The organism is Corallococcus sp. CA049B (assembly GCF_003611685.1).
GTDB lineage: Bacteria > Myxococcota > Myxococcia > Myxococcales > Myxococcaceae > Corallococcus > Corallococcus coralloides.
The window spans coordinates 44890-67157 of the sequence record NZ_RAWC01000015.1 but is presented as its reverse complement, the minus strand read 5'-3'; the positions used below and the strand labels follow the sequence as shown (position 1 = coordinate 67157).

At 74.0% G+C, this 22268-nt stretch carries 9 protein-coding genes; 2 read left to right on the top strand and 7 right to left on the bottom strand.

Annotated features, from left to right (window positions below):
- Positions 1-77: 77 nt before the first annotated feature.
- Genes ddpX through D7W82_RS05615 form a run of 4 tightly spaced genes read right to left on the bottom strand, consistent with a single transcriptional unit; the run spans position 78 to position 11618 of the window.
- Positions 78-704, bottom strand: a complete 627-nt coding sequence (ddpX, locus tag D7W82_RS05630) for a D-alanyl-D-alanine dipeptidase (protein WP_120617340.1) — start codon at positions 702-704, stop codon at positions 78-80.
- On the bottom strand, positions 704-1399 hold the full coding sequence (gene queC / locus D7W82_RS05625) for a 7-cyano-7-deazaguanine synthase QueC (protein WP_120617339.1): 696 nt from the start codon (positions 1397-1399) through the stop codon (positions 704-706). Before queC ends, ddpX begins: the two co-directional genes overlap by 1 nt.
- A 57-nt stretch (positions 1400-1456) precedes the next feature.
- Positions 1457-2065 (bottom strand): hypothetical protein, encoded by a 609-nt coding sequence (locus D7W82_RS05620; RefSeq protein ID WP_120617338.1) that lies wholly within the window; start codon positions 2063-2065, stop codon positions 1457-1459.
- Positions 2066-2078: 13 nt separating this feature from the next.
- On the bottom strand, positions 2079-11618 hold the full coding sequence (locus D7W82_RS05615; protein ID WP_120617337.1) for a flagellar hook-length control protein FliK: 9540 nt from the start codon (positions 11616-11618) through the stop codon (positions 2079-2081).
- A 186-nt stretch (positions 11619-11804) separates the two neighbouring features.
- Between D7W82_RS05615 and D7W82_RS05610 the strand changes: the two genes are divergently transcribed.
- On the top strand, positions 11805-14237 hold the full coding sequence (locus tag D7W82_RS05610; RefSeq protein WP_304988722.1) for a protein kinase: 2433 nt from the start codon (positions 11805-11807) through the stop codon (positions 14235-14237).
- Positions 14238-14351: 114 nt separating this feature from the next.
- Entirely contained in the window at positions 14352-15089 is a 738-nt protein-coding gene (gene bla, locus D7W82_RS05605) for a subclass B1 metallo-beta-lactamase (RefSeq protein WP_233587319.1), read from the top strand.
- 13 nt (positions 15090-15102) lie between these two features.
- Here bla and D7W82_RS05600 read toward each other — a convergent pair whose 3' ends face one another.
- The 3 genes from D7W82_RS05600 to D7W82_RS05590 all read right to left on the bottom strand — a co-directional run bounded on the left by D7W82_RS05600 (position 15103) and on the right by D7W82_RS05590 (position 22182).
- Positions 15103-15504: a hypothetical protein gene (locus tag D7W82_RS05600; protein WP_233587318.1), complete on the bottom strand. Its 402-nt coding sequence runs from the start codon at positions 15502-15504 to the stop codon at positions 15103-15105.
- A gap of 72 nt (positions 15505-15576) precedes the next feature.
- Positions 15577-16467, bottom strand: coding sequence for a CHAP domain-containing protein (locus D7W82_RS05595; RefSeq protein ID WP_120617361.1), 891 nt, complete (start codon positions 16465-16467; stop codon positions 15577-15579).
- 63 nt (positions 16468-16530) lie between these two features.
- Positions 16531-22182, bottom strand: a complete 5652-nt coding sequence (locus D7W82_RS05590) for a hypothetical protein (protein WP_120617334.1) — start codon at positions 22180-22182, stop codon at positions 16531-16533.
- Positions 22183-22268 lie beyond the last annotated feature (86 nt).

Sequence of the window (22268 nt, the reverse complement as noted above, 5' to 3'; positions counted from 1 at the left end):
ACTCCCCGCGCGCGCCCACTTACGCGCAGTCCATGACGCAACCGTCCGAAACCACTGGGACGGCAGGCAGCCAGGCGTCACCCCGCGGGGGTGAAGGGCACGTCCAGCACCGGCAATTTCGTAGCGCCGGGCAGGTCGTAATGCCACCACTCCATCCGGTTGCGCTGGAAGCCGGCGCCCTCCATGGCCTTGCGCAGCACCTCCCGGTGTTCGCGCGAGGCGGGGGTGCCGCCGGTGTAGCCGTGGTGCGCCGCGGGGGTGAAGTCGTCGAAGGGGGTGGGCATCTCCACCTCCGCCCCGTCCTTCGTCACCAGGGTCAGGTCCACCGCCCCGCCCCGGTTGTGGTTGGAGCCCTTGCGCGGATTCGCCACGTAGCCGGGCTTCGGCAATATCTTCCACATCTCGTACTGCACCGCGCGCGGCCGGTAGCAGTCGTACACCTTCAGCCGGTAGCCCTGGGCGCGCAGCGCGTCCGCGGCCTGCGTCAGGCGCTTCACCGAGTCCGGCAACAACAGACACCGCGCGCCGTCCGGGTACACCTGCCGCTTGAGGAAGTTGTCCTTCGTCGCGTAGCGCAGGTCCAGCACCAGGTCCGGGATGACGGTGGCCGCGTCCACCAGCTCCGCCCCAGGCTTGGGAGCGGCGGTCTTCGGGGCGCTTCCGAGCAGCGCCAGGGTCAGCGTGAGGCCTGTCGCCGGGAGCATCAGCGCACCCCGTCCGTGTACACGGTGGGGTCCGTCACTCCCGCTTCCTGGAAGCCCTTGGCGCGCAGGAGGCAGCTGTCGCAGCGGCCACACGCGCGGCCCTGGGCGTCCGGGTCGTAGCAGGAGTGCGTCATCCCGTAGTCCACGCCCAGCTTCACGCCGGCCTGGATGATCTGCGCCTTGGTGAGGCCGGAGAGCGGCGCGTGCACCTTGAAGGTCGCGCCCTCCACGCCCGCCTTGGTGGCCAGCTGGGCCATGGCTTCGAAGGAGCGGATGAACTCCGGGCGGCAGTCCGGGTAGCCGCTGTAGTCCACCGCGTTGACGCCGATGTAGAGGTCCGTGGCGCCCACCACCTCCGCCAGGCCCAGCGCCATGGAGAGGAACAGCGCGTTGCGCGCGGGCACGTAGGTGACGGGGACGTCGTGGGACATGGCGTCCTCCGTGCGGTCCTTGGGCACGGGGATGTCGTCCGTGAGGGCGGAGCCGCCCACCTGCCGCAGGTCCACCGTCACCACGCGCACGTCGCGCACACCCATGGTGGCCGCGACCTTCCTGGCCCGCTCCAGTTCGACCGAGTGGCGCTGTCCGTAGGCGATGGACAGGCACACCGGCTCGAAGCCGTCCGCCTTCGCCATCGCCAGGCACGTCGTTGAGTCCAGGCCTCCGGACAGGAGCACCACCGCACGCTTCGCCATTCCATCCTCCACTTCGGGGCGGCGCACGTTACACGACGGGGACGGGCCCCGGGTGCTTCAGTCGATGCGGTCGCCGCTCACCGTGTACACGGTGGTGCAGGTGGACGGGTTGCATTTGCAGCTCGCCCCCTTGCCCGGCAGGAAGATGTCCTGGAGCGTGCCGCACGCGAGCGACACGTCGTAGCCGTTCTCCGTGGGGGCGGGGAGGTCGCCCTCGGGGACGCCGCCGTCCAGGCGCTTGCAGTCGCGGGCCACGTTGCGCGCCTGGCTGTCGCTCAGGAGCATGACGTTCATGGCCTCCTCGATTTCGGAGTCCTCGCAGCCGGTGCCGCACGAGTCGCGGCGCGCGATGGCGCGGTGGGTGGAGGACACGCTCTGGCCGGTGTAGCCCGCGTCGCGCGAGAAGCCCTGCACCGTGAAGAAGCCCGTGCCCGCGTCCGTGTCGCGGGAGAAGGTGCCTTCGAAGTAGAAGCTGCCCGCGTCGTCCAGCTGCGCGAAGTCTCGCGAGCCCGCGTCACAGGTGGTGCGCGCCGCGTCCAGCTTCGCCTGGAAGCGGAACGTCCCCATCACCTGGTCGCCCGGGTAGACGGGGTCGTTGAAACAGCCCACCGCCACGGCCAGGGCCGCCGCGGGGAAGAGCGCCACTGCCAGTCGCTTCAGGTGCATGACGCGCTCCAGGTTAGGCGTCCAGCGACGCCAGGGCCAATTGGCGGAAGGCCTCGCAGCGGGACAGCACCGCACCCACATCCACGCTGGCCGGGTCACCGCCACGCACGTCCGAGTCCAGCCGCGCCAGCACGCGCCCCGCCGCCAGCGACGCGGGCATCGCGCGCCAGGCCGCCACCGCCGCGACCTCCCACGCCAGCACCGCGCCGGGACGGGTCAGCTCCACGCCCTCCGAGCCCAGCGCCAACGCCAGCGCGCACAGCCAGCCCAGCTCCACCGCGCCGAAGCAGCCGAGCGCGCCCGCGCCCAGCACCAGCGCGTCCGGCGACGTGAGGTACGCCTCCACGCCGCCGCGCGGGTCCACGGACACGCGCACGGCTTCCGCGCCCAGCGCTTCGAGCACCGGCTTCAGCGCGACGTGCAGCCGCGCGAGGCTCTGTTCCGTCACCGGCACCAGGCCGTCCGGCTCCGGGTGCTGGAAGGCCTGCGCGGGACGCTCCAGCCGGGACACGGGCGCGCGGGGCGCGGGGGCCTCACTGCCCACGAGCGCGGCGCCGATGCCGTCCGTGCGCTCCGCCTCCGGACGTCCCAGGGCGCGCAGCGCTTCCGCGTACAGCGTCCAGCCGTCCACGTCCGGCCACTTCTCACGCAGGAGCGCGGGCCAGAAGCGCACCGCGAGCACCGCGCCGTCCGGGGTCGGAGAGAAGCGCTCGGTCACCCACCGCGTCAGCGCGGGCGTGAGCTGATTCGCGTCCGCGAGCCGCTCCGCCAGACGCACCGCCGGGCCCACGAGCTGCGCGTCCAGGTAGCCGCGGAGGATGACCTCCAGCTCCGCGGGGTCCTGCGTGAGGCGCTCGCGCAGCCGCAGCGCTTCGCCCACCAGGCCGCGCGCCTCGGCGAACTTCACGCGGCGGGCCAGCCGCTCGTCCGTGTCCGGGAGCTGCTCCAGCTGCGTGGCCGCTTCGGCCCAGCGCTGCTGCGCTTCGTAGGCGTCCGCCAGGCGCTCGCGGTGCGGCGCCCACGCGTCGGCGCCCGCGAGCTTCGCGAGGGTGTCCGCCAGCGTGAGGAACACCGTGGACTCGCGCGCCTCGTCCACCAGCGCGAGCAGCGCCTGCACGGCGGCGAGGCTGTCCGCGTCGTCGGTGAGGGCGGCCTCGAAGGCCTCGCGCGCCTCGGCGGGCTGGGCCAGCGGGCCTTGCAGCAGCTCGCCGCGCTCCAGGTGCAGCAGCGCGCGCGCCTTCGCGTCCTTCGTGTCCTGGGCGATGAGCGCCAGCGTGCGCTCCGCGGACTCCAGGCGGCCCAGCTCGCGCTCCAGGGTGTAGCGCTCGCGCAGCAGCTCCTCGCGGCGCGCGGGCCAGCCGTCCGCGGCGAAGGCCAGGGACTCCAGCTTCGCGGGCTCCGGCAGCGCGCGCACGCGGGCGAGCACCGCTTCGGCCAGGGCCTCCGGCTCCAGGCCCAGCTCCGGCAACAGGAGCATCAGGCGCGCGCCGAGGCCGGGCTCTCCGCCCACCTCTTCCAGGGCGCGCAGGCGCGCGAGCACCGGGGCCGGACGGGCGCGCAGCACCTCGTCGCGCAGCGCCACGGCGAAGGCGGCGTCACGTTCGTAGGACAGGGCCGCCAGCTCCAGCAGGCCTTCCCACTCCGCGTCCTCGCGCAGCCCGTCCGCCAGCGCGGTGGCGTGGGCGGGGTCCGCGTCCGGCGTCGCGACCAGGGCCCAGAGGGCCACGCGCGTGCGGGCCACGTCGCCCGCCTGCGCGGCCATGGCCAGCGCGTCGGTGTACTCGCCCGCGGCCATGGCGGGCGCGAAGCCCACGTCCAGGGCGCGCGCGAAGGCGCCCAGTCGGGCGAAGCGCTCGGCCAGCTCCGACGCGGACAGCATGTCCGGCGCGTCGGTGGCGATGCGCTCGACGACCTCCAGCGCCTCGCCCATCTCGCCCGCCTTCTCCCAGAGGCCGGCGGCCTCCAGCAGCAGCGGGGGACGCTCCTCCGGCGCGGCGAGCCGGGCCGCCTGCAACAGCGCGCGGGCCGCGCGGGGCGCGTCTCCGGAGGCGCGGTGCAGGTGCGCGACGAGCAGCGCGGCGCGCAGGTCCGGCTCCGTGGCGACGGCGGCCTTCGCGGCCTTCAGCGCGTCTTCCAGCAGGCCCGCCTTCTCGAAGGCACGCGCGGCGGCCACCAGCAGCGACACGCGCTGCTCGCCCGACGCGAGCTCCGCGCGGGCCACACGGACCTCCGCGCGGCGCGCGTGCGCATCACCGAGCAGCGGCTCCAAGGCCTCCAGCGCGTCGGCGTAGCCGGCACCGGAAGCGCCCCGGGCCACCACGGCCTCCAGCGCGTCGCGAGCGGCTTCCTCGCGGGCCGCGTCCTTCGCCAGCCCCGCGAACTCCAGCCGGAGCACCGCGGACTCGTCCGCGTCGTCCGTGAGCGGGATCAGCCGCTCCAGCGCGGCGATCAGCTCCGTGGACTCCTTGCGCGCACGCAGGCCGTCCACCAGCGCGCGCAGGGCGGCCGGGTTCTCCGGATCCGCCTCCGCCGCGCGGCGCGTGAGGGCCCAGGCCGTGTCCGCGTCCGACAGCGACTCGTTCGCCACGGACGCGGCGGCGAGCAGCAGCTCCGCGGCGCGAGAGCCTCCCGCGGCCTCCGCGCCCGCTTCGTAGATGCCCAGCAGGTCGCCGTGGCGGCCCAGGGCGCGCAGGCCCTCCACCGCACGGTCGATGACGCCCGCGTCCGCCGGGCGCAGCCGGGCCAGGGGTACCAGCGCGTCGATGGCCTCGCGCGGGTCGTCGAAGAGGTCGGCCGCGCGGCGCAGCAGCACCTCTTCCGTCGCCGCGTCCTGGGCCCTGCGCGCCAGCTGCAACGACGCCCGGTACAGGCCGGGGCCATTGCCCGTGCGCGAGTGCACCTCCGCGAGCAGCGACAGCGCCTCACCGCCGCGCGCGCCCTCCGGCTCCAGCGACACCACGGCTTCAAAGGCATCCGCCGCGTCGTGGAACGCGCCCGACGCGAGCGACGCATGGCCCAGGCGCAGCCACGTGCGCACGCGCACCGGCACCGGCAGCGAGTCCCCGCCCAGCGCCAGCACCCGGCGGTCATACGGCTGCGCGGCGGCGGGGCCTCCACCCTGGGCGGCCAGCTCGGCGCGCGCGCAGAGGGCGTCCACGTCACCGCCCGCGCGGCCCAGGTAGTCGTCGAAGGCCTCCGCGGCCTTGAGCGCTTCGCCCGCGTCCAGCAGGCGCTGGGCCCGCTCACGCAACAGGGGCAACGCGTCCTCGGGGCTCACGGCCTCCGCGCGCTGGCCCAGCAGGTCCGCCAGCCGGCGCACGTCTCCGGCGGCGCGCTCGCGCACGTGCTGGAAGGCCTCCGCGTTGGCGGGGTCCAGCTCGAAGGCGCGGTCCTCGCAGAGGATGGCGCGCTCGCGGGCACCCTCTTCGCGGAAGGCGCTCGCGGCGGCGAGGTAACTCTCGGCGGCCTCGGCGGGCGTCTGGCGCTCGGCGCGGCGGAGCATCAGCTCGGCCAGGGCCTGGCGCTCGCCGCTCTCTTCCAGGTAGGCGCGGTGGCGCGTGAAGACGGGCTCCCGGAACGGATCCGCCTCCAACAGGATGGCGTCGAACTCGGCGGCGTCCGCGGGGCGGCGCACCTGGTGCAGCAGCTCCGCGGCCTGCGCGGTCAGGTTCAGGTCGTCCGGCTTCGCGGCGCGCGCGGCGATGAGCGCGGCGGCGGCGGCCTCCGGCTTGTTCGCGCGGTCGCGGTAGAGGACAGCGGCCTGGTACAGCAGCGCCGCGTGACGGTCGGCGTCGAGCTCCGACTCCGCGCACTCCTCGTACCAGGCGGCCAGCTCCGCGAGCCGGCCGTCGCGCTCCAGCAGCTCCGCGAGCAGACCTTCGGCTTCCGTGAGCCACCGGTCCTGGCGCAGGGCCTGGCGCAGGAAGCCCTCCGCCTTCGGCGTGTCCGCGAGCTCGCCCAGGTTCAAGCGCGCGAGGCGCAGCAGCACCGCCGCGCCCTCGCGCGTGCCCGTCATCCGGGGCAGCCCGCGCTCCCACCAGCGCGCCTCGGCGGCCGCGTCGTCGCGGCGCTCGGCCAGGGCCGCGCCCATGCGCGCGGTGTCCAGCTCCGCGGCCAATTCGAAGGCGCGCTCCAGCGAGGCCTCCGCCGCGTTCAGGTCCAGCTTCACGTCGCGCAGCAGCTCCGCGCGGCGGCGCTCGCACGCGGCGGCCTCCGCGTTGCGTTCACCGGCGGCGAGCAGGTCACGGGCGTTGGCGAGCGAGCGCAGCGCTTCGTCCGTGCGGCCCATCGACTCCGCGAGCCGGGCCTCCTCGTCGTAGGCCGCGAGCGCGGCGTCCACGTCCCCGGCCTGGAGGCTGAGCGCGGCCACCGGCTGGAGTTCCGCCAGGAGCTCCGACGTGCGGCCCGTCTCGCGATAGAGGGCGACGAGCCGGCGGCGCAGCGGCAGGGGCTCCTTGGCCATCTGCGCCGCGTGAGACAGCAGCGATGCGGCGATGGCCGCGTCCGCCAGCGCCTCGCGCGCCCGCTCCGCCAGCGACACCAGCCGCGCGACGGTGTCCTCGGACGGCGCCAGCACGCGCGCGTGGGCGACGCGCACCTCGAAGGCGCCGCGCGGGTCGTCGCGCTCCAGCAGTGCGGAGAGCCGCTCCACGGCGCGCTCGCACAGCGGACGCTGCGTGAGCAGGTACCGGTACGCGGCCACCGCGCGCTTCACGTCGCCGGACTGCTCGGCCAGGTCGCCCAGGCGCAGGCTCGTGGCCTCCGCCGCCTCCGGGGCAGCGCGGAAGTCCGCGGCCTGGACCAGGGCCTCCTGCAACGGCAGGGCTTCGCGCACCGCGCCGCGCAGGTAGAGCAGGTCCGCCAGCGTGGACAGGTCCTCGCCCTTCGCGGGCACCCGCTCATGCGCGCGACGCGCCAGGGCCAGCGCCCGGTCCAGCTCCTGGGCCTGCCGCGCGTAGGTGACACCCTCGCGCAGCAGCGCCGCGGCCTCGGCGGCGTCGGCGTCCTCCGCTGCGGCCTCCAGCAGGCCCGCGGCCTCCAGCAGCTCTCCGCGACCCGCGACCAACGACACCAGCCGGCGGCGCACCGCCGCGTCCGCCGGGGTCAGCCGCAGCGCCTGGCGCAGCGCGGCCTCGGCGGGCGCGCCCTGCCCCAGCCGGTCGAGGTAGAGGCTCGCGAGTTCCGAATACAGCGACGCGGCGGCGGCGGGCGGAGCGTGGGGCGCCTCGGCGGCGAGCAGCTCCGCGAGCCGGGCCCAGTCCTCCAGGTCGCGAAGCACGCGCTGCAACGCGAGCGTGGCCTCCTCGTGGCGCGGCGCCAGGCCGAGCGCGGCTTCCAGGTCGCGCGCGGCGGCCTCGCGGTCCCCCTGGCCTTCGAGCAGCGCGGCGCGCAGCAGGAGCGCTTCCACGCGGCGGGCGATGGGCCCCTGGCGCGCGGCCTCGGCCAGCGCGGCGGCTTCGTCCGCGGGCTTGCCTTCGCGGCGGGCCAGCTCGGCCAACTGGAAGAAGGCATCGCACCGCGCGTCGGCGGGCGGCTCCAGCGCGATGGCGGCGCGCAGCGCGTCCCCGGCGGAGGCGCGCTCGTCCTTCTCCAGAAGCACGGTGGCCAGGGCCAGCAGCCGCTCGCGGGCACGCGCGCCCAGGGTGGCATCGGCGGCCACGGCGCGGCGCCACGCATCCAGCTCCGCGGGCGCGTCCGACGCCTCACGCGCCAGCTCCGCCAGCATCAGCAGCAACGGCGCGGGCCGGCGCGACAGCTTCGCGGCCTGGGCGCAGTCGTCGCGCGCGGGACCCGTGCGGCCGGCGCTCCGGTGCAGCATGGCCCGGCGCGCGAGCAGCTCGGAACGGGCTTCACCCGACGCGGCGGACACCAGCGTGCCCAGCAGCTCCAGCCGCTCGGACTCTTCTTCCGGGGTGCCCGTGCCGGGCGGAGGCAGCAGCTCCAGCAGCGCCTGCGCCGCCCACGCGTCCTGCGGCTCCTCCGCCAGCAGGCTGCGCAGCGAATCCGCCGCGGCGCTCGCGCGGCCCAGGGAGAGGCACAGCTCGGCCAGCTCGCGGCGGGCCTGACGGCGGGCGTCTCCGGCGAGGCGCGGCCACAGCTCCACCAGCAGGTCCGCCAGGGCCTCGCGGGCGCCGGCCTTGCGGTGCAGCGCGGCCAGCTCCAGCCGCGCGTCCAGGTCCTCCGGCGTGCGCGCGGAGAACTCCGCGAGCAGGCGCCGCGCCGCGTCCGTGCGGTTCGCGCGCACGGCGGCGGTGGCGGCCTTGCGCGTGAGGGCCACGCGCTCCGCTTCGCGCGGGGCATCCACGTCCGCGGGCGGCAGCGCCAGCACCGCCTCGAAGTCCTCCAGCGCGGCGCGGGCATCCGTGGCCAGCCGCAGCTCGCCCCGGCGGATGCGCGCGGGCGCGAACGTCGCGTCGCGCTCCAGCGCCTCGGCGAGGAAGGCCTCTTCGCGGCTCGTGCCAGCGGCCAGCAGCGACGCGCGGAAGAGCAGCTTCGCGCCCGCCCGCTCATCCGGCACCAGCGTGGCCCGCCGCGCGTACAGCCGCGCCGCCTCCAGCTTCTCGCCGCGCTCCAGCTCCAGCTCGGCCAGGGCCTCCAGCACCTCCGCGGCGAGCGGCCCCTCGGGGCTCGCCTCCAGCGCGGAGGCCAGGCGCATCAGCGCGGCGGCCTTCTCTCCGCGCTCCAGCAGGGCGCGAGCGCTCTGGAGGAACAACGGCGCCGCCTCCTCCGCACGGTCCGCGCCCGCCATCGCCTGCGCGCGCGTGGCCCACAGCTCGGCCAGCGCCTGCGTCTCGCCGGCCTCCGTGTAGAGGGCCTCCAGCCGCGTGGCGAGCACGTCGTCCAGCCGCCGCAGCGGGAACGCCTGCGCGTACGCGGCGATGGCGCCCTCGCGGTCACCCAGCAGCTCGCACGCGCGGCCCAGCCGGGCGCGCACGTCCGCCAGCTTCTCCGGCGCCGCGGTGCGCGGCAGCGTGGCCAGCAGCGACTCCAGCGCGCGACGGGCGTGCTCGGGCCGCTCGCAGCGCAGGCTCAGGTCCGCCAGGTCCAGCAGCACCGCCGCGTCCGGCGCCAGCCGAGCCGCCTTCTCCAGCGCCACCAGCGCGTCGCCCACGCGACCCAGCCGCGCCTCCAGCACGCCAGCCAGTTCGCGCAGCGCCGCCGCCGCCAGCCGCTTGTCTCCCTGCGCTTCCGCCACCCGCGCGCGGTCCTCCAGCGCGGTGGCGAGCCCCGCCAGGTCGGAGCGCTTGCGCTGCAACGCGCACAGCTCGCCCAGCGCCGGCAGGTCGTCCGGCTCCGCGCGCAGCACCTCCTGCAACGCGTGCACGGCGAGGTCCAGGTCGAAGGCCAGGTCGCGCGCGGCCACCGCGAGGCGGCGGTACTTCTGCGCCCGCTCCTTCGGCTCCGTCGTCAGCCGCGCCAGCGCCGCGAGGCAGCGGGTGAGCTGCGCGCCGTCGCGGCGGGCCTCGGCCAGCGCGAGCAGCGACTCCAGCGCGGGCCGGTGGTCGCCGTCCGCCTCCAGCGCGAGCGTGAGCAGCTTGTCGGCCTTGTCCGCAAGCTGGAGCTTGCCCCGGTACAGCTCGCCCGCTTCGGCCCACAGCGCGGCGCGGGCCTTCGGCTCCTCCTTGAGGGCGGCGGCCTTCTCCAGCGCCTCGGCCAGCTCCTGCGAGCGGCCGGTGACGCGGAAGTACGGAATCAGCTCGTCCAGCGCCACCGCGTCGCGCGGATCCAACGCGAGCGCCGCTTCCAGGTGCTCACGGGCCCGCGCCGGGTCGCCCAGCTTCGTGCGCGACAGGCGCGCCAGCGCGTGGTGGCTCTCGTGCGCGGCGTGACGCACGCTCTCCGAGCGCGGCGCCGGCCCCGCCAGCTCCAGCGCCTGCTGGTACCCGCTCAGGGCCTCCTGCAACCGGCCCAGGCCTTCGGCCACGCGCGCGGAGGCGAACAGCGGCTCCGGCTCACCGGGCAAGAGCGACACGGCCTCGCGGTAGCGCAAGAGCGCGTTCTCCGGCTGCTTCAGGCCCTCTTCCCACACCCGGCCCGCGAGCAGGTCCGCCTGTCCCACGCGGTCCAGCTCATGGCGCGCCATGGACACTTCGCGCAGCCGGTCCAGCGCCTTCAGCGCGCGCAGGTGCTCACCGCCGCGGTGGCACAGCTCGCCCAACAGCAGCAGCGCGTCCGGCTGATCCGGCGACAGGCGCAGCGCGGCCTCGCAGTGCAGCCGGGCCCCCGCGATGTCGTCCTCCGTCTGCGCGCACAGCCGCGCCAGATGCACGTGCGCGTCCGCGGCCTCCAACGGATCGCGAGCCAGCGCCGCGAGCCGCCGGTACGCCCGCACCGCGCCAGCCCGGTCGCGCGCCTGATCCGACGCGCGAGCCAGCGCCTTCAACGACGGCAGGTGGTCCGGCTTGAGGCCCAGCAGCTCATGCAGCGCCTTCACCGCCACCTGGGGCGCGGTGTCGCGCGAGGAGCGCGCCGCGGCCTCGGCGGCGAAGAACGCGGCGGCCTCTTCCGACGTGCGGCGGGCCAGCGCGCACAGCGCCAGGTAGCGCTCCGCCGCGCGGGCACCCTCGCCCCGGCGCTCGCGCACCACGGCTTCGCCCCACAGCGCCGCGGGGCTGCGGTCGCGCCGGCGCGACAGCGTGGCCGCCACGTCCAGGGCCAGGTCATGCGCCTGCGGATCCGCGACGAGCAGCGCCAGCAACCGCTCCGCCGCGAAGGGGTGCGCGTCCTGCGCGTCACCCGCCTGGAGGTACGCCTGCCGCGCCTCCGCGAGCCGTCCCTGCGCGACCAGTCCCTCCGCGTCCGCGAAGGCCCGAGCGCCCTCCAGCGACAGCATCAGCTCCTCGTCCGGCGCGGCGGGCGGCGGCAGCCCTCCGGCGGCGAAGCGCAGGCGCAGGCCGGTGCTGGAGACCTCCGCCGCGGACAGGCGCGCGGTGTCCAGCGTGGGCACCTTGTAGCCCCGGCTCAGCGCGGCCAGCTCACACAGCGCGGGAAGGACGCGGGTGGAGAAGCCGGTGGCGCCGCGCACCTCCACGTCCGGCAGCAGGCCCAGCGCGCCCACGGCCTCGGACAGCAGGCCCGGCAGCTGCACCGACGGCGTGGCGGAGAAGCCATACAGCCGCACGTCGTAGACGTAGACGGCCAGCCGGTCCCCGTCCGCGTCGAAGGCGATCTTGAACGTGAACGGCGTGCGCTCCGGCGCCGGCAGCCGGCCCTGGCCTTCCAGGTAGCCGGGGCGGAAGTGCAGCCGCAGCTCCTCGATGCCCGCGAGCCGCCCGGCCAGCTCCGCCACCTTGCGCGTGATGAGGTCCGCGTCGACCGTCAGCTCCAGGAAGCCGAAGAGCAGCTTCTTGCGCTGGTAGCGCGTGGCGCCCGCGCTGACGTTGAACGGGAAGCTGACGTCCGGAATCTGGAGCGCGAAGTCGGCGATGCGCAGCCCGGGCTGGACCTCCAATGCCGGAAAGCCCACGAACGCACGCCGATCCAACAGGCGAAGCTCGGGGGCGGCGCCAGAAGCAGGCGCGACGGGCTTGGGGGACTCGCTATCAGTGGCCATCGGAGGAGGCTGGGGAGGCTACCATGACCCCTAAGCCCTGGAATTTTTAGGCAAACCCCCGCCTGGAAGGCAGGCGGCGGGGCACGGCGTACCCAGGCGTTGCCCAGGTGATTCCGTCCTGGAGGAACGTCATGCGCCCAAAGCGGAAGCCGTGCAAGATGCCGCGCCGTGCTGGCCCCCGACGCACTGGTTCTCGACGGTCGATTCCGGGTTCTCAAGCCCCTGGGCTCTGGGGGCATGGGTGAGGTGTACCTGGGTGAGCAGGTCTCCCTGGGCCGCAAGGTCGCCATCAAGGTCCTGCACCACGATCTGCACGCCCAGGCCGGCATGGCCGAGCGCTTCAAGCGCGAGGCGCGCCTCCTCTCCGCGGTGGAGCACCCGGCGGTGGTGCGCATCGTGGACTTCGGCCAGTCCGGCGACGCCGCGTGCCTCGTCATGGAGTTCGTGGAGGGGCAGAGCCTCTATGACGCGCTCCAGGGCGGCCCGCTGCTCGCGCCCCGCGCGCTGGCGCTGCTCCAGCAGCTGGCGGAGGGCCTGGCGGCCATCCACGACAAGGGCATCATCCACCGCGACCTGAAGCCGGAGAACGTCCTCATCTCCCCGTCCGCGCGCGGGGAGCAGGCGCGGCTGCTGGACTTCGGCATCGCGCGGCTGGTGGAGCCGGAGGCGGGCACCGCGCTCAGCCAGGTGGGCGTGGTGCTGGGCACGCCGGAGTACCTGTCCCCGGAGCAGGCCGTGGGCGCGAAGGTGGACACGCGCAGCGACCTGTACTCGTTCGGGGTGCTGGCCTACCGCGTGCTGTCCGGGCGGCTGCCGTTCGACGGGCCTTCGCCGCGCCACTTCCTGTCGCAGCACGCCTCGCACGCGCCGCTGCCCCTGGATCGCGCGGCGCCGCAGCTGTCGCGCTACGTGGGGCTGCTGGCGCTGGTGATGCGGCTGTTGGACAAGGATCCGGCGAAGCGGCCCCAGACGGCGAACGAGCTGGCGGACGCGCTGGGCCTGGCGCACGCGGCGCTGATGGCGTTCACCCCCAGCCAGGGCACGCCCATCGTCCACGCGAATGTGACGCCCTCCGCCGGCACCGCGGCCTTCGGGATGAACCCGGCGGCGCCGGCTGTACCGGGTTCGGGCACGGCGGCGTTCGGCGTGAATCCCGCGCCCGCGGGCCCGAGCTCCGGCACGTCGGCGTTCGGCGTGGCGCAGGCCGCGCCCCCGGTGACGGCGCCTCCGGTGCAGGCACAGCCGCGCACGGGCACGGCGGCGTTCGGCACCACGGGCCTGCTGTCGGGCGCGCTGGGAGCGGTGACGGGCGGCGCCGCGGCGGCGAAGGCGCAGAACGTGACGGTGATGCTCACCGACATCCAGGGCTTCACCGACCGGATGAGCCGGCAGACGCACGAGGAGAACGCGCGGATGCTGGACACGCACGACCGGCTGCTGATGCCGCTGGTGCGCGAGCACGACGGGAAGCTGATGCAGAAGCGCGGAGACGCACTGGTCGCGGTCTTCCGGGCCCCCAGCGCCTCCATCCGCTGCGGCATGGCGATGCAGCAGGCGCTGTGGCGCTACAACCAGACGGTGCCCGAAGAGCACCAGCTCCACGTCCGCGTGTGCCTGCACTCGGGCGAAGTGCTGGTGACGAACGACGCGGTGCTCGGCGAGCCGATGGAGGTCGTGAAGGCGGTGGAGCACGTGGCCGCCGCGGACGAGGTGACCTTCACCGAGGCCGTGAACATGGTGCGAAACCGCGCCGAGGCCGCCGCCGAGCCCTGCGGCACCATCCCCCTGCCCGGGCGCGAGGAGAAGGTGCAGCTGTACCGGGTGACGCGCGCGGCGGAGGGCTCGCCGTTCGGCGCGGCGCTGGGCACCCCCGACTCCGGGACGAAGCCATCACCGCTGGCGGGACTGGGCACGAAGGCGCGCCAGGGCGTGGCCTTGCTGCGTCAGCGTCCTCGCGTGATGGCTGGCGGCGCGGGTGTGCTCGCGTTGGTGATGGCGGGCGCCGCCTGGATGGCGCACGTGAATGATCCGCTGGTGCAGGCGCGCGCGCTGCTGGATGACGGCAAGCCCAAGGAAGCGCTCCAGCGGCTGGAGGCGCCAGACGCGCCGGATGACGCGGAAGCGATGCGGCTGCGCGCGGTGGTGAAGCACGCGCTGAACCGGCACAACGAGGAGCACGGCCTCATCCTGGGCCTCGATGAGGAAGGCCGGGAGGAGCCGGAGCCTCGGCTCCTGGACGGGCTGGCCGAGGACTTCGGGGACAACGAGAAGGACGTCTCCGCGCGCAAGTCCCTGGAGGCATTTCCCGCCACGACGGTGCGCTCCCATCTCGAGTCCCTGGCCCGGGGGGCGCCCTCGGCGAAGCAGTGGGGCGCGCTGCGCTATCTGGAGTCGAGGGACAGCGAGGGCCTGGACCTGGTGGGGCTCTACTCCACGTCGTTGGAGTCCAGCGACTGCGGCGTGCGCACGAAAGCAGCGTTGCGGCTGGTGAGCCTGGGCAACCCCGCCGCCCTGCCCGCCCTCACGCGCGCGGCGGGAAACCCTCCCGGCGGCAAGGCCTGCAACCCGCAGACATTCAACCGGGCCATCGAAGAGCTGAAGAAGAAGTCCGCGCAGTAGCGCGGCTCCTCGGACGCGCGTGTGTCACGCAGGCCACGCGCTTCATGCGGATCCGCTGTGCATCCATCTTGCACTCGCGGCGGGCTTCCCATGCGTTCCCCTCTCTGGAGCCTCATGAATCCACTGCGCCGCGGTCCCCTCCTGCTCCTCCTCACGGCCTGTGCCTCCACGCCCTCCGTGCCGCCACCCCCTTCCCAGGAGGAGTTCGTGCTCGCGAAGGACGTCCGAGTGCGGCGCATGGCCCCTGGCGTGTGGATGCATGTCACGGAAGCGGGCGGGGACTGGGCGGGTGTGACCGCGAACGGGCTCCTCGTGGAGGACGGTGACGCGTCCATCCTCGTCGACACCGGCTGGACGCCCGAGCAATCCAAGGCGCTGCTCACCTGGGCCCGCGACACGCTCCACCATCCGGTGCGCGCCGCGGTGGTGACGCACTTCCACGTCGACCGGACCGGCGGCATCCCCACGCTCGACGCCCAGGGCATCCCCGTCCACGCTCGCGAGGACACGGCGCTGCGCGCCAGCAAGCAGGGCAACCCTGTTCCCTCGAAGCGGCTGGCGGATGCGCAGGACTTCGGGCCGCTGTCGGTGTTCTTCCCCGGCGCCGGTCACTCACCCGACAACCTCGTCGTCATGCACCCGGCGTCAGGCATCCTCTACGGCGGCTGCTTCATCAAGGACGCCCACGCGAAGAGCCTGGGCAACCTGGAGGACGCGGATGTCGCCGCGTGGCCCTCGAGCATCCAGCGCGAGCGCGAGCACTTCCCCAACGCTCGCATCATCATCCCCGGTCACGAGCAGCCCGGCGGACCGGAGCTGCTCGACCACACCGAGGCCCTGCTGAAGCGCTGAAACGCGCGGGGCCTCAGTCGTCCCGGTGCGCGTGGCCCTTCTTCTTGCCACGCCCCGGGCCGTCCCAGTCGTCGTCCCATCCGCGACCGCCCTTGCCCTTCACCTTGTCGTTCACCTTGATGAGGTTGCGCGAGTACGCGTCGTAATCCAGGTGCAGGTGGCCCTTCTCACCCCGGCCATCCACGCGGAACTTCACCTTCCACACGTTGTTGCCGGTGAGGTGCGCCTCCTGGAGGTCGCAGCGGTAGCCGCGCGCACGGCACTGGTCGAACCCGCGATGCACGGCTTCGTCGTAGCTCATCGCCACGGGGCGTGACGGAGGCGGCGGCCTCGGAGGCGGCCTGTGCGGACGCGTCTCCGCCACGATGCAGCCGGACGACAGCAACAGGCTTCCCAGCAGAAGGGGCAGTCTCATGCGCGAGATGACGCCACACCCGCGCATGGATTCAAACGCGCTCGCCGTGCGTCCCGTGCGACTGCCGTGAGACTACAAACCTCCAGGTGAAGCGAACGCGACGAACAGCTCCCCCGCAAGGTACGCGCGCATCCCCTTGCTCGCCGGTCGGATGAAATCGTTGAGCAGCGCACCCGAGTTCAGCTTGTGCACCGTGGGGCGCGCCAGGTTCATGCGGCTGCGCGCCACGCCCTTGCCGCCCCGGTGGATGAACGTCACGGTGCCGTCTGGCGCCACGGACTCCACGACCGCGATGTGCGTCATGCCGTCGTTGCGCTTGCCGTCGCGGTTGCGGTCGTACGTCTCCTTGAAGAACGCCAGGTCGCCCGGACGCGGGTTCAGCCGGTGCACCGCGTTCGCGGCCTGCGCGCGACGGAAGATGCCCGTCACCGCGTTCTCGCCCGCGAGGAAGCCGTGCGCCACCAGGTCGATGCCGGCCTGCAGGTACGCCAGCCGCACCAGCCCCGAACAGTCATTGGGCACCGAGCGGTCCAGCCGCCGCGCGCCCACCAGCTGCGCCGCGCGCGCCACGATGCCGCGCGCCAGCTTCGACGGCGGCAGCAGCTCGTCCCAGAAGGCGCCCGCCCCCTGCGTGGGACCGGTGAAGAGCGCCGCGGCCTCCAGCGCCGCCGCGATGACGCCCGCCTCCTCCGGCACCGGGTGCGGATCCGCCTCCAGCAGCGCCGCCAGTCCCGCGCTGCCCTCCGGCATCACGAAGGCCAGCGGCGGAGGCGCTTCAGCCTTCACGCCAAGTGCACCGGCCGCGCCCACCGACGCGACGCTTGGGGCTTCAACGGGGGGCCGCGCGACGGGCGCGGCCGGAAGCTCCATCGCCATACGAGGCGCGGCGTCCGGGACGTGCGCACAACCCACCAGGCAGCCCAGCGACATCAGCGTGACGAGCGACGAACGACGCAGCAGCAACAAGTCCTCCGGGGGTGAAAGCGGGCGCATTCAACCCCGGATTCGTTTTACGTCAAACAGCGATCATCCCTCCCAGGTCGCGAGCATTTCGCGCACCCGGGCGTACTTCTGGAGCAGGGCTGCGCGGTGGGCGCTGAGCACCACCATGAATCCCACCACGAGCAACCCCAGCATCGACAGGAACAGGGCGCCGATGCGGTGGTCGCGCATGCCGAAGCGCACCAGGTTGGCGGCCACCGCCGTCACCAGGAACGCCGAGCCCAGGTACGCATAGGAGCGGATCCGCAGCGCGATGCCCGCCCCCACGCCCACCAGGCAGAGGAACACGCACAGGAGCATCGCCTCGCCGTCGTTGAAGAGCAGCGGCTTCCACGCGCCCGCCACGTAGATGCCCGTCACCGCCAGGGCGCGCAGCTGCGCGTAGGCGTCCTGGGACAGGGACTTGCGGAAGACGCGCAGGAGCAGGAGCAGGGAGAGTCCCGCGGGGATGACGTAGTACTGCGGCTCGCCGGAGCCGGTGCCCAGCCACACGAGGTACAGCGCCGTGTTGAAGGCGGCGACGGACATCGTCGACGCGGCGCCCCGCTGCTTCGTGAACGCCCCGAGCGCCGCGAAGTGCGCCGCGTAGCCCACGAGCAGCGCCACCGCCACGAAGGGCTGGCTCCACGGCACCGTCAACAGGCCCGCCAGCGGGAAGAGCCACGCGCCCGCCACGGCGGGACGGCGGAAGGCCTTGAGGCCCGCACCCTCGCGCCGCACGAAGAGGTACAGGCCCGTGAAGGCCGCGCCGCCGATGATGGACACGAGGCTGTCCGCGGCGTCGGGGCGCGCGTCCAGGCCGATGAAGCGCACGCAGAAGTAGCCCATCGCCACCGCCGCCTGCGCGAGCCACGCCGCGCCTTCGTCCTCCTCGCGCGCCGCGTGGCGCACCAGGGCGAACAGCAGGAACACCAGTCCGCCGCACGCCACCCACGCCTCGCGCGCCGCGCCACCCGGCAGGCGCACCGCCAGCACCGCGAACAGTACCTCCGTGAGGGCGATGATGGAGAACGCCCGCCCCATGCGCCCGCGCACCGCCTTGCCCGCCACGGACAGCACCAGCGTGGCGAGCAGCGCCGTCGCCGCACCGAAGTACGGGAGGAGGAACTGCGCGCCCCGGCCCGTGGAGTGCGTCGCGCCGTAGTGCATGAGGAAGGCGTGCACGGCGAAGAGGGACGCCAGCCACCCCACCCACTCGCGGTCGCGGCGGCGCAGCACCACCACCCAGGCCGTGGCCCACGCGAAGAACACGCACAGCGGCATGCCCGGGTGCGTGAGCGAGCGCAGGCCCGCCAGGGACAGCAGCGCCAGCACCGCGCCACCATGGTGCAGCGCCGCGCCCACCGCCACGCCGCGCTTGTCCAGCGCGAAGCCCACGACGGCCAGCAGCAGGCCCGTGCCCGCCACCACCGAGGGCGCCCACAGCGGCGGCACGGCGGCGACCAGCACCAGGCCCAGCAGCGCCGTGGCGGCGTTCATCATCAGGCGCTCGCGCGTCACCATCAGCGTCAGCGACGCGGCGCCCGCGACCAGCGCCACGGACAGGGGCAGCTCGCCCGGGCCCGCGTCCAAAAGCCGCAGGCCCACGAGCAGCGCCACGGTGCCAGCGCCACCGGCCCACAGCGGCTCGCTCCAGGTGCCCTCGATGCCGGGCGTCAGGCGCGCGGTGATGTTCGTCAACGCGCGCTGCACGGCGCCGGACTGGCACAGCGCGGACAGCAGCGCGGAGGCCAGGCCCACGAGTGCGACGAGCACGGCACCTTCCGGACGCCACTCGCCGACCGCGAGGGTTCCCGTCTGGCCCAGCGGCGCGAGCGCGAACGCCGCCACCGCCGCCGTGAGCAGCCAGCGCTGCGACAGCAGGAACGCGGCCCCCCCCACCACCGCGCCCAGCATGGCCAGCGCGCCAGGAGTCGGAGACATCAGCGTGGACATCGCCGCGATGGCCAGGGCCGACGCCGTGGCGCAGGTGCGCAACGCCATGTCACGCGGGCCGCGGAAGAAGGAGGCCAGGGCCTGGGGTACGTGGTGATCCGCCAGCGCCAGGGCCAGCAACAGGCCGGTGGCCCAGGGCCGCGCCGCCGGGATGAACATCAGGATTCCGGACGCGGCGATGACTCGGACGGAGGGCAGCGGGCCCGTCATGGGCACCAGCGCGATGGCGCAGAAGAGGGCCGTGCGCTGGCTCAGGTCCTGTTCCGGGACCAGCAGCGCCAGTCCGCCCAGGCACGCGAGCGCCACCTGCATGCTCATCGACAGCTCGTGGCGTGGGCGCTCCTCCCGCGAGCGCAGGAGCAGCGAGGCAACGGCCGGCACGTGCTCCACCACGCGCACCACCAGCAGCGGGAACAGCGGCAGCAGCGCGGTCCACCCGAAGGGAGGGTGCCAGGCCATCAGGGTCACGACGGCGTAGGGCACCATCAGCGCCGCGGCGAAGGGCCGGTGCAGCGAGCGCGTCCACAGCAGCGGCAGCAGCGCCGGACCGATGAGCGCCAGCTGCGTGGCGCCGCGAATCTCCGACAGCGCGTGCCCGTCCCACGACAGGGAGGCGTCCGCCAGCACCACCATCGCGCCCAGCGTGGAGACGATGCGGAAGGACTCGCCGCCCGTGGCGATGCGCTTCACGGCGGGCACATCCTCCAGCAGGGCCAGGACGCTGAGGAACGTGGCGAGCCCCAGTAGCGCCAGCGGACCGGACGAGTGCAGCGCGAAGACGGCCTCGATGGAGGCCAGCATCAGCCCCAGCGTCACGGGCAGCGCGCGGGCGGTGAAGAGCGCCGCCAGCGCCGCGCCCATCAGGAACAGGGGCTCATCACTGGAGCGGGACAGGGCCACTGGCAACAGCGGCAGGATGAGCGCGAGGATGCCCGCGGTGGTGGTGCTCGCGCTCTTGCCCTTGCGCGCGGCGACGACGGAGCCCACGAGCGATCCGGTGACGAGCAGCACCAACGACAGCCCCGGCGACAGACCCCATGCGGTGTAGACGTGCGGCACGTCCGGCAGGAGCGCGAAGCCCACGAGCACGACCGCGAACGGCCGCACGCCGGGGATGCTGCGCGAGGCCACCGCCACCGTCGCGGCGGCGATGAGGAGCACGGGCCCCATGAAGGCCAGGTCGAACAGGCCCAGCAGCACGGCGAGCCCCGCGTGCACGAGCGCCGGCACGCCGAACCGCTTGAGCAGGCCGCCGCGCTCGCCCAGGAGCGCCAGCACCAGCGCGCCGCCTCCCATCGCCACGATCAGCGCCTGCGTGGAGTGGGACCCGACCAGCTTCGGCAGGATGGCGCCCGCGAGGAAGGCACCGTAGGCCAGGAAGTTCTCGTCGCGCAGCCGGTACGCGGCCACCATCACGCCCGCGGCCCCCAGCGTCATGCCCACGACGGGCTCGTCGACCTGGGACGTGCCCAGCGCGAAGGCGAACCCGCACGTCGCGATGACGCCCGCCACGGCGGAGATGAAGCGCCGCGTGCGCTCGTCCGTGAGCCGCCAGGCGACGCCCGCGAGCCCCAGGGCCAGGACGCCGGACACGAAGGCCGCGTGGCCCATGCCGTAGACGCGGAAGGCGCTGAGGGGCAGCAGGCCGAAGAGCACCGAGCCCACGGCGGACAGCGGGAAGCGCTTGAACAGCAGGCCCGCGCCCAGGGACAGCACGGCCAGGGCGAGCGTGGCGAAGAAGGAGGGCCGCGAGTCGGGCCCCAGGTGGGAGTAGATGGCGAACGCGGGCGCGGCCCAGGTGGTGCAGCGCAGCAGCACGTCCGCGAGTCCCAGGGAGCGAGCGTCACCGGTGCGCTCGCCGCGCTTCTGGGAGAAGTACGCGAGCACCAGGCCCGCGAGCACGAACGGGACGGCCGTCAGCGCGCCATACTGGAAGGGAAGCGGCGCCGAGGGCGGGTAGCCCATGCGCGCCTTGATGGCATTGAGGAGGAGCGTGAGGGCGTGCGGAATCAACTGCGCGCTCGACGCATAGCTGAAGTAGGCGCCCGCGTACGCCGGGTAGAGCCACGGCAGGCGGTTCACGGGGCCGCGCGACAGCGACACGAGCGTGCCGGTGAAGATGGCGGCGGTGAAGAAGAAGGCGGGCCTGGTGCCGACGATGGCGCCCGCGAGGCAGGCCACCTGGAGCGCGATGGTGAGGACCGCGAGCGGATCCGCGGCGCGCTTCTCATCGAGCGTGCGGAAGCGCAGACAGGTGGCGAGCAGGAACGCCGCGAAGGGCGCGTAGGTGCCAGGAGGAACGGAGGTCCCGGCGGCGCCCAGGGCCAGGTGCAACCGGATGGCGAACATCGCGGTGAGGAACAGGGGCGCGGCGAGCGCGAAGGTGAGCGCACCGCCCTTCCGGGGGACCTCGGTGGCCTTGCTCGACAGCAGGAAGAAGAGGATGCACGGCAGGGTGTTGAGCCACACCGCCGGGACGCCCACGCGCGCGGCCACGGGGGCCAGGCCCATGATGAGCGTGACGCCGACGAGGCCCAGTTGGATGAACGGGCGCGAGGGCGCGTCGAAGGACTCCACGGGCTTGCGGGCGAGCCACGCGGCGACGCCGGACCAGGCGAAGAGGAGCGGCACGAGCAGCAACGGGCGCACGCCGTCGAGGTGGAGCGCTTCACCGAAGCCCAGGGGCCCCAGCGCGACGCCGCCGAGCGGGGCCACGGCGGAGCCGATGAGGCCGAGGATGTGGCCCGGCTTGCGCAGGGACTCGCGGCGGGCGAGGTAGCCGCCCCACACGGAGAAGCCGACGGAGTAGCCCACGGTCATGAGGAAGACGGTGAGCGAGCGGGTGACGGACGTCATCCCGTCCCAGGACTCGAAGACGAAGTAGAGCGTGCCGGAGAGGATGAGGAACGCGCCGATGAACCACGCGATGCTCTCGTAGAGGAACGGCCGCCACACGCGGCTCCACGTCGAGGCCTCCTCGACGATGCGGGCGGTGCGGCTGTTCGGAGCGGGAGGCTCCACGAACGGTTCGCCCGGGTTCGGAGGCAGCTGGCGAGCGGCCCACTGTTCGTTGACGGCCCGCGCGCGGGACTCGGCGGAGACACGGCCCGCGTTCAACCGGCGAGCCGCGGAGGCATCCGACAGGGAGGCGATGCCCAGGCACGCGATGAGGTCGAGCGAGTTGAAGTGGAAGGAAGCGCCCGTGGAACCCGGAGCCGAGGAGGCCTCGGGGACAGCGGCGGAGGCGTCCGGAGCGGTGGTGGCGTCAGCGACAGCGGTATCAGCTACAGCAACGTGAGCGACGGGGGAATCGACGACAGCCGCGTGTTCAGCGGAGGCGGAGACATCCGCGACGACCTGCTCGACGGAAGCCACATCAGCGGCCGCATCCACGGTGGGAAGCGTCACGGGACCGAGGGCGACGGCGCCCTCCCCCATCGGCTGAGGGCTCACGGCCTCGTTGTGAAGCTCGACGGGCGCGGACGGCAGCGCGTCGATGGGCGTCTCGGTGAGGACGGAGAGGAGGACGCGGGCCTGGCGCTCGTAGCGCTCGGAGAGTCGGCGGGCGACGTTGGGCGGTACGTCGTGGACGTCCCAGCGGCGCACCTCGTCCAGGAGGAAGTGGACATGCGCGAGCTCGGCCTCGATGGCGGAGCGGGCGCGGGCGGCGAGACGATTGCCACAGACGACGCACTGGGACGCGCTTCCCAGGCGTTCTTGCCGGCAGGCAGGACAGTACATGGAACTTCCCCCTCTACAACGACCGTGCCACGGAGAATGCCCTGGAAAGGCGCAGGATTGAAATCCACCGGGGTGCGTCGGGCGCG